Origin of the sequence: Psychroflexus gondwanensis ACAM 44 (assembly GCF_000355905.1) — a bacterium.
In the GTDB taxonomy this organism is placed as follows: Bacteria; Bacteroidota; Bacteroidia; order Flavobacteriales; family Flavobacteriaceae; genus Psychroflexus; species Psychroflexus gondwanensis.
The window spans coordinates 26,878-42,138 of the sequence record NZ_APLF01000009.1 but is presented as its reverse complement, the minus strand read 5'-3'; the positions used below and the strand labels follow the sequence as shown (position 1 = coordinate 42,138).

At 36.9% G+C, this 15,261-nt stretch carries 14 protein-coding genes; 6 read left to right on the top strand and 8 right to left on the bottom strand.

What is annotated here, in order from left to right; all coding sequences use genetic code 11:
* Window positions 1-31: 31 nt before the first annotated feature.
* The 4 genes from PGOND44_RS09040 to PGOND44_RS09025 all read right to left on the bottom strand — a co-directional run bounded on the left by PGOND44_RS09040 (window position 32) and on the right by PGOND44_RS09025 (window position 5,589).
* The gene (locus tag PGOND44_RS09040) at window positions 32-499 is read right to left on the bottom strand and encodes an RES family NAD+ phosphorylase (RefSeq protein ID WP_003440460.1); all 468 of its coding nucleotides are present in this window, start codon (window positions 497-499) and stop codon (window positions 32-34) included.
* Window positions 499-996, bottom strand: coding sequence for a type II RES/Xre toxin-antitoxin system antitoxin (parS, locus tag PGOND44_RS09035; protein ID WP_003440457.1), 498 nt, complete (start codon window positions 994-996; stop codon window positions 499-501). Before parS ends, PGOND44_RS09040 begins: the two co-directional genes overlap by 1 nt.
* A gap of 441 nt (window positions 997-1,437) precedes the next feature.
* Window positions 1,438-2,745, bottom strand: a complete 1,308-nt coding sequence (odhB, locus tag PGOND44_RS09030; protein ID WP_003440453.1) for a 2-oxoglutarate dehydrogenase complex dihydrolipoyllysine-residue succinyltransferase — start codon at window positions 2,743-2,745, stop codon at window positions 1,438-1,440.
* A gap of 30 nt (window positions 2,746-2,775) precedes the next feature.
* Window positions 2,776-5,589 (bottom strand): 2-oxoglutarate dehydrogenase E1 component, encoded by a 2,814-nt coding sequence (locus PGOND44_RS09025; RefSeq protein WP_003440451.1) that lies wholly within the window; start codon window positions 5,587-5,589, stop codon window positions 2,776-2,778.
* Between the two features lie 192 nt (window positions 5,590-5,781).
* On the opposite strand from PGOND44_RS09025, the gene PGOND44_RS09020 reads away from it, so the two are divergent.
* Both PGOND44_RS09020 and PGOND44_RS09015 read left to right on the top strand, forming a co-directional pair.
* Entirely contained in the window at window positions 5,782-6,756 is a 975-nt protein-coding gene (locus tag PGOND44_RS09020) for a polyprenyl synthetase family protein (RefSeq protein WP_003440448.1), read from the top strand.
* Complete coding sequence (locus PGOND44_RS09015) at window positions 6,757-7,107, top strand: hypothetical protein (RefSeq protein WP_003440445.1); 351 nt, start codon at window positions 6,757-6,759, stop codon at window positions 7,105-7,107. It begins immediately after the preceding gene.
* A gap of 336 nt (window positions 7,108-7,443) precedes the next feature.
* On the opposite strand, the gene PGOND44_RS09005 is transcribed toward PGOND44_RS09015, so the two are convergent.
* Together PGOND44_RS09005 and PGOND44_RS09000 are read right to left on the bottom strand one after the other, a co-directional pair.
* Complete coding sequence (locus PGOND44_RS09005; protein ID WP_040555970.1) at window positions 7,444-7,686, bottom strand: hypothetical protein; 243 nt, start codon at window positions 7,684-7,686, stop codon at window positions 7,444-7,446.
* A 44-nt stretch (window positions 7,687-7,730) separates the two neighbouring features.
* The gene (locus PGOND44_RS09000; protein WP_003440441.1) at window positions 7,731-8,525 is read right to left on the bottom strand and encodes a PhzF family phenazine biosynthesis protein; all 795 of its coding nucleotides are present in this window, start codon (window positions 8,523-8,525) and stop codon (window positions 7,731-7,733) included.
* A gap of 117 nt (window positions 8,526-8,642) precedes the next feature.
* On the opposite strand from PGOND44_RS09000, the gene PGOND44_RS08995 reads away from it, so the two are divergent.
* The 4 genes from PGOND44_RS08995 (at window position 8,643) to PGOND44_RS08980 (ending at window position 13,242) form a co-directional block, all read left to right on the top strand.
* Window positions 8,643-9,005 carry a BlaI/MecI/CopY family transcriptional regulator gene (locus tag PGOND44_RS08995; protein ID WP_003440438.1) on the top strand — a complete coding sequence of 121 codons (363 nt, stop codon included), beginning with the start codon at window positions 8,643-8,645 and terminating at the stop codon, window positions 9,003-9,005.
* Window positions 9,005-10,615, top strand: coding sequence for a M56 family metallopeptidase (locus tag PGOND44_RS08990; protein ID WP_003440434.1), 1,611 nt, complete (start codon window positions 9,005-9,007; stop codon window positions 10,613-10,615). The genes PGOND44_RS08995 and PGOND44_RS08990 overlap by 1 nt, the downstream gene beginning before the upstream one ends.
* On the top strand, window positions 10,605-11,756 hold the full coding sequence (locus PGOND44_RS08985; protein WP_003440421.1) for a tetratricopeptide repeat protein: 1,152 nt from the start codon (window positions 10,605-10,607) through the stop codon (window positions 11,754-11,756). Before PGOND44_RS08990 ends, PGOND44_RS08985 begins: the two co-directional genes overlap by 11 nt.
* Window positions 11,757-12,144: 388 nt before the next feature.
* Entirely contained in the window at window positions 12,145-13,242 is a 1,098-nt protein-coding gene (locus PGOND44_RS08980) for an acyloxyacyl hydrolase (protein ID WP_155943821.1), read from the top strand.
* 692 nt (window positions 13,243-13,934) lie between these two features.
* Here PGOND44_RS08980 and PGOND44_RS08975 read toward each other — a convergent pair.
* Together PGOND44_RS08975 and PGOND44_RS15005 are read right to left on the bottom strand one after the other, a co-directional pair.
* On the bottom strand, window positions 13,935-14,450 hold the full coding sequence (locus PGOND44_RS08975; RefSeq protein ID WP_003440419.1) for a hypothetical protein: 516 nt from the start codon (window positions 14,448-14,450) through the stop codon (window positions 13,935-13,937).
* Window positions 14,451-14,499: 49 nt separating this feature from the next.
* Complete coding sequence (locus PGOND44_RS15005; protein ID WP_003440418.1) at window positions 14,500-15,222, bottom strand: DUF6090 family protein; 723 nt, start codon at window positions 15,220-15,222, stop codon at window positions 14,500-14,502.
* Between the last annotated feature and the right edge of the window lie 39 nt (window positions 15,223-15,261).

Below are 15,261 nucleotides of genomic sequence, written 5' to 3'. Positions count from 1 at the left end.
TGAGTAGATGATTGGCTTTAACCATAAGTCGCTATTTTTTAAATCTTTCATCGAATTTTAACGATGTTTGACCTATAATTTTGATCTTTTCAGCATCTGGATGAAGTGGGTTAATTAGATAATTGTGTTCTTGAGGAATTATACAACTTGGCACTTTGAGAATTGCTGCTTCATTATTTAGAACAAAGTCATCACAAATTATTTGTGTAACAAGTAATGGGGGTTTTGAATCCCATTTTTCTGGTAGATCTTTTAATTTCACTTCAAGTGCAGAGATATCATCTGGTATTTCAATTTCAACAAAATATCTATCATCAGGTAAATCTTCACTTATGTCTAAGTGAACTGAAACTTCCAACATGGCAAGGGCTCTTGTATCAGCAGTGTAGATTAATCGTGTATCTTCACTATTCCATCTGAACCCTTTTGATTTCGAAGCTCCAATCCCTGTCAATGTCGATTTTAGATATTTTTTTCGTTCAATTCGATAGAGTTTCATTAAGCAAAGTTTCCGTATTCTATTCTGCTCAAACAAAATTTCACTTCGTTTATTCCGCTTATCGTATCAAAGAATTTAATTGGAGGACTTCCTCCTAATGAGAGATTTGGTTTATGAAGCCATCTTTGAAATTTTTCATCCTCATTATTAAAAGTATCAATACCGTAATCAATTACTTCAGAAATCCTTAATACGAGTTCACTATCCCGGCTATCCAATAAAGAATGATTACTTTTTTTCTTGTTGTAAGTAGTTTGAGGAACCCCCACAATATTTAAAACTGTTTTGACAGGGCTGTTGATTTTCTTACTAATACTCCCTATGGAGTCGTAAGGGATCCCTTTCCGAATTACTTGAACTCTCTCTAACCTATTTGACCAGGCAAAAGTTTTACCATCAGCAATTAAAATCCATTTCTGGATATTCTTATTATTCAGCTTAGCTTTATCAATACTTACTTTTGTATTGAAAGGCTTTGTTTTAAGGACATCACTCATTACAATAGTTTTGTTGTAAATATACAACCAAATTGCTGTAATTGCGATTTTTAGAGATTCTATCAATTATAAATGACTTATCAAAGGTCAATAAAGCCTTAAGCAATTATGATGCTGAACTAGTTCACGGCATCATCGGTATCGATATTCTTAAAAAGGCAAAGCGGTTATCGATTAAAAAAATCAGTCGCCTCTATTTAAAGTAAAACTTGTTTGTAACATAAAAGTGCCGCTTCAATAATTGAAACAGCTCTTTTCAACGTAAAACCTTTAGTTAATGTTCCTCACCAAGCTGGATATCCTAAGCCAACTAAAAACCCTTAAGAAATGTATCGAAACCCACGGAAGTTAAAGGGGGCAAATCCAATTTAAAACAGAAACAAAAAACCCTGAAGCTTTGTAAAACTTCAGGGTTGTAAGTGATTTAAAAAGATCTATAGATTAAAGCTCTAATGCTTTTTCTACATTTCCGTTCATCAATAATTCTTTAGGATCTTCTAAAGCCTCTTTAATAGCGACTAAGAATCCAACAGATTCACGGCCATCAATAATTCTATGATCGTAAGATAGAGCAACGTACATAACTGGGCGTATTTCAACTTTACCGTCTATAGCGACTGGGCGCTCTACAATATTGTGCATTCCTAAAATCCCACTTTGCGGAGGATTAATGATCGGAGTAGATAACATAGACCCAAAAACACCTCCATTTGAAATGGTAAAGGTTCCTCCAGTCATTTCATCTATCGTAATCTTACCATCTCTAGCGCGAGTTGCCAAACGTTTTACTTCTTGCTCAACCCCTCTAAAGCCAAGATTTTCGACATTACGCATTACTGGCACCATCAAGCCTTTAGGCCCCGAAACCGCAACACTTATATCTTTATAATCGTAAGTAATCATTTCTTTACCATCTACCATACTATTGACAGAAGGAAATTTGTCCAATGCACGAACAACTGCTAGGGTGAAGAAAGACATAAAACCAAGACTAACGCCGTGAGTTTCTTTAAATTTCTCTTTATACTGAGTTCTAAGATCGAAAATAGGCTGCATATTGACTTCGTTGAAAGTCGTTAACATAGCCGTTTCATTTTTAACACTTACCAAACGCTCCGCTACCTTTCGTCTCAACATAGACATTTTACTCCTCGTCTCGCTGCGTTTTCCAGCACCTGGAGATCCCATAGAATGTTTTGCTTCTGCGTTGACGGCGTCCTCTTTGGTAATTCTACCATCTCTGCCTGTCCCTTTCACATCTTTAGAGTCGATTCCCTTTTCGTCTAAGGTTTTCCTAGCGGCTGGAGAAGGCGTTCCTGTTGCATAAGTCTCTTTAGAAGAAGAGGTTTCCTCTTTAGTTTCTTTTGAAGCTGACGTTTCCTCTTTTGAACTTGACGTTTCTTCTTTTTTAGGGGCTTCTTTATTATCTTCTTTTTTATCTTCTGAAGAGTCTTTAGAAGAATCTTTTGACTTAGATTCTTCTTTTTTATCGTCACCGCCAGATGGCTTTTCAGCTTCTGTATCAATTAAACAAACTACATCGCCTACCTGAACAACATCGCCTTCTTGGGCTTTGAAGGTGATAATTCCTGAGGCTTCTGCTGGAAGTTCCAAAGTTGCTTTATCGCTATCTACTTCTGCGACAGCTTGATCTTTTTCTACATAGTCTCCATCTTTTACTAACCATTCTGCGATTTCAACTTCGCTAATGGATTCTCCCGGAGAAGGGACTTTCATTTCTAAAGCCATAATATTATGTGTTTCGTAACTTGGTTTTTATTATTTGTAGTCGTTTAAACAATTGTCTTTTGAATCATCGAATACATAATCGATAACTTCTTCGTGTCTTCTCTTGAATCTTGTTTGACTTCCTGCCGCAGGAGAACCGTAAAAACGTCTACTACAGACTCTAAAGTCTTTCGTTTTATCGTATTGCAACAGAAGATGCGTGTAAGCTCCCATATTTCTTGGTTCTTCTTGTGCCCAAACCACATCTTTGGCATTCTTATACTTCTTGATGACCTTATTCATCTCTTCTTTAGGCAATGGAAAGAGCTGTTCTACTCTCACTAAAGCCACATCGTTTCTTTTTTCTTCTTCTCGTCTCTTTTTAAGATCGAAGTAAAATTTACCAGAACAAAACACAAGAGTCTTGGTGTCTTTTACCTTAGCCTTAGCATCATCTATTACGGTTTGGAAACTTCCCTCGGCCAATTCTTCTTTTGAAGATATAACCTCTGCGTGCCTCAATAAACTTTTGGGCGTAAATACAATGAGTGGCTTTCTATAGTTTGTTTTTTGCTGACGTCTTAACAAGTGGAAATAATTTGCTGGACTGGTACAGTTGGCGACAAACATATTGTCTTTGGCACACAACTGAAGGTATCTTTCCATTCTTGCTGAAGAATGTTCTGATCCTTGCCCCTCATAACCATGAGGTAACAGCATGACTAAACCGTTTTGCGTTTTCCATTTATCCTCTGCCGAAGAGATGTATTGATCGATAATGATTTGAGCTCCATTACTAAAATCACCAAATTGTGCCTCCCAGATGGTTAGCGACGATGGACTTGCCATAGCATAACCATAATCAAACCCTACCACAGCATATTCTGAAAGAAGAGAATTGTAAATATAAAATTTAGATTGTTCTCCACCCAAATGATTATGAGGGACATACTCTTCTTCGCTATTTTCAGTTATGATAACCGCATGTCTGTGGGAAAAGGTTCCACGCTCTACATCTTGTCCAGATATTCTCACATCATGCCCCTCTTTCAATAATGTTGCATAGGCTAGAAGCTCACCCATTGCCCAGTCGAGCTCATTTTTTTCAAAATACATAGTGTGACGGGTTTTCATGAGCTTCTTTATCTTCTTCATGAAATTTTTATCCTCTGGCAAGGTCGTGATGGCTTCCGCTAATTTTGAAAGTTCTTTCAAGTCGAAGGTGGTGTCCACAGGCTTGAGCATCTCATTCTTATCTGCAGGTTCATAACCCTCCCATTCTTCTTGGAGAATTTTGGTCATCATTACTTTATCCTCTTTCTTAGAGTCTTCGTATTCTTCGTTAAGCTTAGACTTTACACTTTCCTCTAATTGGTCCAAGTAATCTTTGTTTATGATTCCTTGTTCTACCAATTTGTCTGCATAAATATCTCTAGGATTTTTATGCTCAGAAATGGCCTTATATAATTTGGGCTGAGTAAATCTTGGCTCATCCCCTTCGTTATGTCCATATTTTCTATACCCCAACAAATCGATAAAGACATCTCTACCAAATTCCATTCTAAATTGTAGAGCAAAATTCATCGCATGGACAACAGCCTCTGCATCGTCTGCATTCACGTGGAGCACTGGAGACAAAGTCACTTTAGCGACATCGGTACAGTAAGTTGAAGATCTTCCGTCTGTATAATTGGTGGTAAACCCAATTTGGTTATTCACTACAATATGGATAGTTCCTCCTGTTTTATAACCGTCTAGCTGTGCCATTTGCACTATTTCATAGGCAATACCTTGTGCTGCGATAGCTGCATCTCCATGAACTACGATAGGTAAAACATCCTGTTCTTCTCCCAAATGATGGTCGTCTTGCTTCGCTCTCGCTATACCTTGTACAATAGAACCAACGGTCTCTAAGTGAGACGGGTTGGGAGCCATGTTGAGATTAATTTCTTTACCAGAATCGCTTTGGCGTTTACAAGTCCATCCTAAATGGTACTTGACATCTCCATCGAAACCATCAACATCATAATCTTTACCTTCAAACTCATTGAAAATCGTTTTTGCACTTTTACCAAAAATATTCACCAAGGTGTTTAAACGGCCACGGTGGGCCATTCCCATCACGAACTCTTTCACCCCTACATTTGCTGCAGCTTCTATTAAGGTATCCAAAGCAGGAATCAAAGATTCATTCCCTTCTAGCGAAAATCTTTTTTGCCCAACGTAACTTTTATGTAAGAAGGTTTCAAAAGTGACGGCTTCATTTAGTTTTCTTAAAATATTTTTCTTCTGAGTTTCAGAAAAATCAGTCTTATTTTGATTGTGATAAATTTTGTCTTGAATCCATTTTATTTCTTTTGGATTACGGATATAGGCGTATTCTACACCAATAGAATCACAAAATACGTTCTCCAAAAACTCAATGATTTTTCTCAAAGAGGTTTTACCAATCCCTATGACTTCTCCAGCTTCAAAGTCTATATCCAGATCTGACTGGGATAAACCAAAGTTTTCGATGTCTAGTTTTGGTGAATATTTACGACGCTCCCTTACAGGGTTTGTTTTAGTAAATAAATGTCCCCGGTGACGATAACCGTCAATAAGGTTGATGACTTGGAATTCTTTCTGCACATTTCCTGACACCTCAACCTTTTCGGTTTCTTTGGTTCCAGAATCTTTTAGGGTGACAGTTGTCGTTCCATTAGAGGATTCTCCAAGAGATTCTCCAGACTCTAGGCCAAAGTCGAAACCTTGAAAAAAGGCTCTCATGCTTGGCTCTGTAGCGTCAGGATTTTGTAAATATTGATTATAAAGATCTGCTAGTAGCGATGGAGACATCGCATTTAAAAAGGAATATTTGTCCATATTGGTATTACATCTAGTAATGTGTACTACAAAATTACAATTTCTATCTAAAAATCGGTTCATTTGGAATAATATTATCAATACTTAGGCGATAAGCCTTTAGGCTTAAACAAAATCGAAGCGCCACAGCAAACAATTTTATAAAAAACAAGTTAGAAACTTCAAAAGATTTATTTTAGCACAAAAAAATTGATGTTGGATTTAGAAGCTTATAAGTTGTCTTTTTTAGAATATATGGAGGCTCAAGTTCCAAAAAAAGAACCTAGAAATCTATATGAACCTATAGAGTATATTCTTGGACTCGGTGGAAAACGACTGAGACCTGTGTTGGTCTTAATGAGTGCCGATATTTTTGGCGGAGGCCGAGAAAAAGCAATGGATGCAGCGCTAGCCATTGAAATTTTCCATAATTTTTCTTTGGTACATGACGATATTATGGACGACGCCCCTCTGCGAAGAGGACAACAAACCGTCCATGAAAAATGGGACATCAATACAGGAATTCTCTCTGGAGATGCCATGCTCATCAATGCCTACCAGTTGTTTGAAAATTATCCGGCAGAACACTTCAAGCCTCTAGCAGAACTCTTCACGAAAACAGCTATTGAGGTGTGTGAGGGACAGCAGTATGATGTCGATTTTGAAGAAAGAGACGACGTTACTATCGAGGAGTACCTTAAAATGATTGAGTATAAAACCGCTGTTTTGGTGGGAGCTGCTCTAAAAATGGGCGCCATTGTAAGCGATGTTTCCCAAAGTGTGCAGAGTAAAATTTATGAGTTCGGGAGACTTTTAGGTATTGCCTTCCAAATTCAAGATGACTATTTAGACACGTTTGGAGAACAGGCCGTCTTTGGAAAACAAATAGGCGGAGACATTATAGAAAACAAGAAAACCTACTTATACCTGAAAGCTTTGGAATTGGCAGACCAGAGCAGCGCAGAGCAATTGAAACATCTCTACACTATTTCGCCAGAAAACCCATCTAGTAAAATAGAAACTGCCAAGCAAATCTTTGAAGATTCTGGAGCAGAAAAAGCAACAACAGCCAAAATAAAAGAATACACTGAAATGGCTTTTGAAAGCTTAAAAGATATAGAAGTGTCTGAGAAAGGAAAAGACTTCCTGATCCAATTTGGCACTAACTTGATGAACCGAAAGATGTAAATGAATTGCCCTTCACAACTTAATGAGGTTATCGACCAGGTAGACAAGTACGCCGAGGTTTGGGAGCAGCTGATACAACAAATCAATAAAGACCTCGCCTTAGTAGGACTTAGTGATATAGAGCTGCAAACCAACATTACTCCGGAAGAACTATGGAACGGGCTACAGCCCATCTTTTCTGAACTGATGCATCAGAAAACATCAAGTTTTATTCATCTGTTGTATAGAATAGATATTCACGAAAAGGAAATTCAAGACTTAATGAGGCACGACGACTTTTTGGAGCGTTTAGTCTACAGAGTTGTAGAACGAAGCTTTAAAAAAATATATTGGAGATCGATTTACAAGTAAAGGTCAGCTTTAAAAACGGTTTTAGCTTTATTTAATTCTTTTTATCTTTTCAGGGTGTTGATGAGTATCGAAAACATCCATTATTTCAATTTGATTTTTCTCGATATTTATCCAATAGATTATTTTATAAGTCTGATGTAATAAGTAGCGAAACTCTATATTCCTTTCTTTCAACATTGGCTCAATTTGTCCAATTTCTGCTTGTTTTTTTTAACCTTAACGTTTGCGAAACTATTTTTTTGATTTCATTTTTTGCAACACTTAACCCTGATTTTTCTCTTAGGTATTTGAAGTTTTCTTTGAGTTCAGCTTTAGCATAATCGGTCCAAAATATTTTCAACTCCATTTATCAATCTCTGTTAACAGGTCGTTTACTTCAGTCAACCTTCCATTTTTTGAATCTTTCAATGATTTATCAATGCGAACATTTAATTCATTAGCTGATATTGATTCAACTTTTCTATTAGCTGAATGTTTGTTTTCTGTCTTTACTGTTTTTTCAAATTTTGAAATTGACTTTTCACTTTGAAGTTTCAAAAACTCTTGGACAAATTCTATTTTTCGTGTTTCTATGCTCATCTCGATGTTTTATTAACTATACGAATTTAATGAATTCAAAAATTCTACAAGTAAAATTCAGCTTTAAAAACGGTTTTAGCCTCTCCTAAAATAAAGACACTGCCCTGCTTCATCTCGAGTTGCAATTGTCCTTTTCGCTCAGAAATTTGTTCAGATTTCAAAGTGGATGTGTTCAGCTTTTTGGACCAATATACTCCAAGAGCACAGTGAGCAGAACCTGTAACGGGATCTTCCAGAATACCTAAATCGGGCACAAAACACCTGCAAACTAGGTCCCTCTCTGGGGTTTTGGATACTGCTGTAAATATGCTTTGACCAAGACCTAAATCCTGAAGTTGCTTGGCTTGAGGAACAAAATTTTGAAGCTCTTCCTCCGAGGATAGCACCAACAGCTTCCAATCGTTGGTCACCTCGAAAGCCTCCTCCACATTTATATCCAATAGATTTTGGTCAGTTGTTAGAATGGAAATTGGTCTTAGCTCATACTCTGGAAACTTCATCTGAAGCTTACCTCCTATTGATTTAATCTCCAACACATCCTTCATCGCGTTGAAGCGAATCGTTTCTGTGGTAGATACGTGTCCAGTTTCAAAAAGAATATGAGCTGCAGATAAGGTTGCATGTCCACAAAGAGGCACTTCTGCTTTAGGAGTGAAAAATCGAATATCGAACTCTTTTTCTCTAGGAACCACGAAAGCAACTTCAGACACATTCATTTCCTTAACGATGTTTTGCATGAGATCTTCTTCCAAAAATCCGTTTTCTAGAAGCATAACCCCCGCAGGGTTTCCCTTAAAGAGCTGATCTGTAAACGCGTCTACTTGGAAAATTGTGGCCATAAGTTCAAAAATTTAAGTAAACCTAAGGTTTTTCAAAACCATCTAAAAACAAACTTTAACAACTAACATGGTAGTTTAACTACAATATTAGTTTACATTAGTCAAAAATTAGAACTTATGAGACCACTTACTAGAGCCGAAGAAGACATTATGCACCTCTTATGGCAAAGAGAAAATGCTCGCGTTGCCGAGCTTATCGTTGATATACCAGAGCCTAAACCAGCTTATAACACAGTATCGACTATTATAAGAATATTGGAAGACAAGGGATTTGTAGGTCATGAAAAAGCAGGCCGGGGTTTTAAATATTTCGCTATTGTTGACAAATCTACTTACCAGAAAGCCAGCATGAAAAAGATGGTAAACTCCTACTTTGAAGGATCGTTTAAAAACATGGTTTCCTTTTTTGTAAAAGAGAAAAATATGAGCGCCAAAGATCTGGAAAGCATTCTTAAAGACATCGATAAAACCGAAGACTAATGGGACTCTATATCTTGGATGTTATCCTTTTTCAAAGTTGTTTTTTGGGACTCTATCTGGTTTTCAAAAAAGAAACCTTCTATTCCTACAACCGCTTGTATTTGCTAGGAACTGCTTTGCTTTCTTTTATGCTTCCTCTGCTAGACTTGGGCTTTTTGGCCTTCGATTTGGGGAGTGCTAATGCTGCGGAACAAAACACATCTCAATTACAAAATTATTTTCTGATGGGTGAGGAAGTGAACTTAACGACTTCAGGACAAACCTCTACTCCCCAGACGTTATCTTGGAGTCTAGACGCGATTTTGAAGCTTGTATATCTTATAGGCTTTAGCGTATTCTGCGTCAAATTCAGTATAGGGTATTGGAAACTTAAGCAAGTTATAGCGACAGCGACTTTTGACTCTTATAAAGAGAACATAAAATGTTACAGCCTGTCATCCTCCAACAATGCTTTTACCTTTTGGAATTCCATTTTTATTGGAGACCAAATTGCTGAAGACCAGCGAGATAAAATTATAGTCCATGAGCTGGAGCATGCCAAAGCCAATCATGGAGCTGATCTGTTATTTTCTGAAATATTGCGTGCCTTGTTATGGCTGAGTCCAGCCCACCATGTATTGAAAAGAGAGCTATTGCTGGTGCATGAGCTTCAAGCGGATGCGGTTGCTGCTAAGCACTTAAGCAAGAAAGAGTATGCCCAAAGCTTACTTAACCAAGCTTTTGATACACAAAATTTTGAGTTTTCCAACTCGTTTTTTAATCATTCACAATTAAAACTAAGACTTATGATGTTACAAAAAAAGAACTCCACTTCCAGAAGTAAATTAAAATATCTTCTGATTTTACCACTCGTTGCTTTAATGCTCACGTACACGGCCTGTAAAGAGGAAAGTAAGGATGAGATCCAGCAGATGACCGAAGAAGCTGAAGCAAAACAACTTAAAGCACAGTACATGAAAGAGCTTAAGGAAGCTGTGGCTGAGTATGGGATGTGGTCTAATGATATGCCAGATAAATTTAAGTTTAGTAATTACAGAGAAATTAAATCTAAAGAAGATTTTTATAGAATAAATGCACTTATGATTTACGTTTCAACAGAAATGGCTAATGAAAATAGTAAAGTAGGCGCTACAGATTCTGAATTACTTGAAAAGGTAAAATCTCAAACCTATGAGGATTACCTAAAACAAAAAAACAACCCTACAACTACGGTTACAGAAATTGAAAAGGGTAATAGCATAGGAGATGTGCCCTTCGCAGTTATTGAAAATGTTCCCGTCTTCCCAGGTTGTGAAGGCTTAGAGACCAACAAGGAACGTAAAGAATGCATGAGTAACGAGATAAGTCAATTTGTTAATGGGAACTTCAACACTAATCTAGCGGTAGAATTGGACCTAAAAGGTATCACTAGAGTTTATGTCCAGTTTAAAATTGATAAAAATGGCAAAATAGTGAATGTAACTGCGCGCGCACCGCATCCAATACTCGAAGCTGAAGGGGAACGAGTCATCAATAAATTACCCACTATGAAACCTGGTGAACAGGGTGGTGAGAAAGTAGGTGTTATCTACTCTTTACCTATTACTTTTAAGGTTAGTAATGAAGATTAAGACAAGCTTCATCCTGCTTATTCTTGTACACCTTTTTGGAGGTGTACAAGAATCTTTTGGTCAGGATCTAGATAGTTTGTTTGCTGTCGGGGAGTATTCTAAAGTCCTTGAGAATTATGAAAACTCACCCCCTACTCATTTTGAGTCTAAAATCCTAAGAGCTAGAAGTCTTCACGCCAAAAGGTTTTATAAGAAAGCTTTGGACGCCTATCGAGAGGCCTTATTCACAGAAGAGGATAACCCCAGATATCAATTTGTATATGCCAAGCTTTTAAAAGATAATAATCGATTTAAGCCTGCAGATAGTCTATTAACACAACTCCACGAGCGCTATCCTAGCAATCCCGAGTTCTCTTACCAACTAGGCCTCACCAAAGCAGAGCTGGGCTCTAAGTCTGTGGATATATTTTATTTGAAGGCTTTACAGCAAGACCCTAGTCATCAAGCTGCTGCCTATGCTTTGGCAACATATTATTTCAAGATTCGCAGTTTTAAAAAAGCAGAAGAAACTTGCGAAACTGCTCTTACTTTCAACCCTTCCAATCAAAAGATAATCGGTTTACAAGGACAAATCTACTACCAACAACGAAAATTGAATTTAGCCTTAGAAGCTTTTGAGAATCTCGAACAACTCACCACACCTCCAAAATTTGTAGTCGAGAAAATGGCTATTGCTTATGCCAATACGTCTCAACTTCAAAAGTCGATTGTATACTACAAGCGGTTACTTAGGATAGAGCCAAAGAATTTTAAATACCACCATCAATTAGCAAAAGTATATTCCATGGTTAAGGATTTTGAATCTGCAGAAAGCCATGCCCAAATCTCCATTGGGTTAAAGGACACCAGCTTGGACCAGGAGCGTTTTACTTTGGCATTAGCTAAGATCAAACAAGACAAATTGAAAGAAGGCATCCACTTGCTAGAGCTGGTGATAGAAGAATCCCCTAAGTTTGAAAGAGCTTATGTAGAAATGGCATTGGCCGCAGATCGACTCTATACAGATACCAATAAAAAATTAGCTTACTATAAACGCTACGAGACTCAGTTTGATAATGATGAAACCTCAGCTTTCAAAAACATCATTTATCGAAGGTTAACAGACCTAAAACGAGAGAAGCATTTTAAGGCGAATGACTAGGGGCTTTTCTGTTTATTTCCAAGTGACTACTCACATGAGGTTTACGGAGTTGTCAATTAATCGTATAAGCTATAAGTGATTTTTAAAATCTCAAATACTCAACCAAGAAATAACACAACTCAACTATAAGTAGTTAAAAAGATCTCGATGGCTATTTTTTTAATCTCGCATTAAGATTTTAAGGGACCTGTCCACTCTTAAGTTTTTAGAATAATTTTTATTAATTTTCCATATAGATATCTCACGACTTGTCCTTAATCTAATGAATTTTAGTTTATATATTTATACTTAAACTAATAGGCCTAAAGACTACTATCGCGAAAAACGAAAAAAAGTGATTTGGTAACTTTTTTCTGAATTGACTATTTACTAATACTTCAATCTTAGTATGAAAAAATTAATGCTGTTTTTAATTGTGTTCAATTTTATAAGCTTTGCTACTAAAGCTCAAAATGATGGCATTTTCACCGAAAGTAGACCTACGGTTTTGGGGATAAGTTTTGATTATGGTAATTTATTAAAACATACAGAATCGCTTAGACAAATTGATGATGCCTATCCCTTTGCCATAAGATTGGATTGGAGTAAACACTTAATTACGCAAGAATCTTGGAACTTTTGCAATTGCTTTCCCAGAGTAGGAGTTAGCCTTGCGTATTGGGACTGGGATAACCCTGAAGTGCTGGGTGTAGGTATTGCTCCTTTAGCCTATGTAGAACCTTACTTCTTAACTCAAAAGCGAATCAATTTATTTGTAAGAATGGGCCTAGGTGGTGCTTTTTTAACCCAGCAGTATGATGACATCAGCAATCCTCTAAACGAGTCCTACAGTACCTTGTTTAATTTTATGATTGTACTAGGCGTAGGTGTAAATTACAGACTCACAGACAAGCTCAATCTAAGACTAGCAGCTAAGTACAATCACACCTCCAACGGAGGGGTAAGAACCCCCAATAAAGGATTGAATTTTCCAAGTTTAAATATAGGATTAAACACCAGTCTTGAGCCCATTGAGTTTCCCTCCCTTGCCAAAAATGGACAGCGGGAGCCTCCAGACGATAAAACACGATGGTCGTTGGTGCATTTTTCTGGCTGGAGCAATGCCAATGTGGGAGATAAAGATAAATTCTATGTATTAGGATTTCTTGGTAACTATGCAAGATGGGTAGGTGGCAGGAGCGCTTTGACAGCAGGAACCGAGTGGATTTTTGATTACTCCAGAAAAGAGCGCTTTACCTTAGAGGGCAGCAATGCGGCCTTCGGTCAAGGGGCGTTTTTAGGAGGTCATGAGTTTTGGTTAGGCAGTGTTACTTTTAGTCAACAATTAGGGGTTTATTATTTTAAACAGAATCGCTCTACAGATGCAGTATACCAACGCTACGGACTTAGCTATCATTTTACAAAACACGTTTTTGCAGGGTTTAACTTAAAAGCACACCTGCACGTAGCAGACTTTTTTGACTTTAGGATAGGGTATGTTTTTTAGTGTAGTAGCGCTTCTTCGATTCGTCTGTTGTTTTTTTACGCTAGGAACTTCATCTTGGTAAATTCAAAATGCTGAGGTTAAAAAAAGTGCCTTTAGGTACGTGATATATCCTACCTTAAGGCACGAGCTTCTCCGTTAGTATAAGTTTTACCAATAGCCCGTCCATAACAAGACGTTTTTTATGTGCCACACAAATTCCCATGAAAATGGGAATCTTTTTAGTTTGTTGTTTTGTCCCGCTAGGGACTTCATCTTGGTAAATTCAAAATGCTGAGGTTAAAAAACGTGCCTTTAGGTACGTGATATGATATATCGTACCTTAAGGCACGAGCTTCTCCGTTAGTATAAGTTTACCAATAGCTCGTCCCTAAAAAGACGTTTTTATGTGGCTAAATCTATTTTTTCAATGGCATACTTAAATTCCCATGAAAATGGGAATCTATTTTTTACAAGCCTAAATACACAAAATGGTTAACATCTAGAGTACGGTTTGTTGTGGGTACAGCCTTCGAAAGATTCTCATCAGCAGTAGTGCTAAATGGGTGGGCGTGCCTGCCGGCGAGGCAGGTTTGTTGGTTTTTCCTTCGTTGAGAAGGTTTTGGAGAATTTTCCTAAAGAATTTAATCATAACAGTCTCCTTTAATTTACACACACAATTTTTAATTGAGCACAGTTTTTATTGATTTAAAACTTTACTCGGTTTTCAAGAAATCCGCGACTATAGTATTGCTCTTCGTTTCCATTTGCGTCGTCCAACTGTCTATGAACCATCTTCCGTTTTCAAAATGAAGTTGAATGCTATTCAAACCTCTACTATTTGAAGCGATTTCTGGGTTGGTTCTTACTTCATAAGCACTCCATACTTGCGCCATATTACCATATTGACTTACTTTTCGTTTAAGTTCCGTTTCGTAAAAATCTTCTTTAGGCAGCAATAATAATGGGACGTATTCTGCTTCTAAAGTGTGCACATCTGCTTTTCCATTGTCGTCTAAGCGTGTTATGAGCGCAGTAGCAGAATGTAAATACCTATCTTTTTCAAATTGCCAATGATCTGTACTTGCGCCTGAAATCACATCGTAATACGCATCAACGATTGCAGTTATCGATGTTACATCTTTGGCATATTTCTGATCAAGGGTTTGACTGTGTGCGGATAAACAGATGACGATAGCCAGCCAACTGCCTAAAACTAATTTTGTCTTCATATTCAAATTTTTACGAGTGGTTTTATGTGGTATTTTGCTTTTGCTATTGTTACCTGTTATTCAATTCTATTACAATCAGGCTTGTTAAATACTCCATTTCTTTATCTAGAGCTACACGACGATCAATAACATCTTGGGTAAAGTCCAGTTTCATTCCTAGTAGGTTTCTTATTCTTTTATCCTTTAGGATCTCCTCATAGTTATTTGGTGATTCATTTACAGTACTAATTTCCTGAACGTTAGATTTAATCAAAAGAATGAAATTGACATCTTTTTCTAAAATGTCGTCTATTCTAATTTGATGTACACTCAATCTATCTTCAAGTGCATCATTTAGTTTATTGAAGTGAAAGTCTAAATCGGTGAATTTTTCATTAATAGTTTTACTCTTAATTAGGCTTATTTTATTACTGTTTTTTAGGTTTACGTAAGTGTTAATAATAGGTAAGTCACTTTGCAAATCCCAAACTGCACTTTTAAAAATTGAATCTGAAATTGTATGTTTTTCTATTTCGACAGGTTTAGTTTCAACTCTTAGTACACGAATGAGTAATTGTTTTAGAGTCTTCTCATCTGTAATTAGTACTTCTGATTGTTGATTGGCTAATATTAAATTTTCGTAAAGACTTTCTAGAATAGCGGTTTCTTCAATAGTAGCTTTTCGGTTTTCATTCCAATTGTTTATTTGAAGTGCGATTAAAATACCAATCACCACTAGGACAATTTCACCAATGGCGTATTTGAAGTATTTGGTTGTTTTGCCTGTTTCCATTAGGTTATATCTTATTTTTCTAAAAATTTTTATCATCTT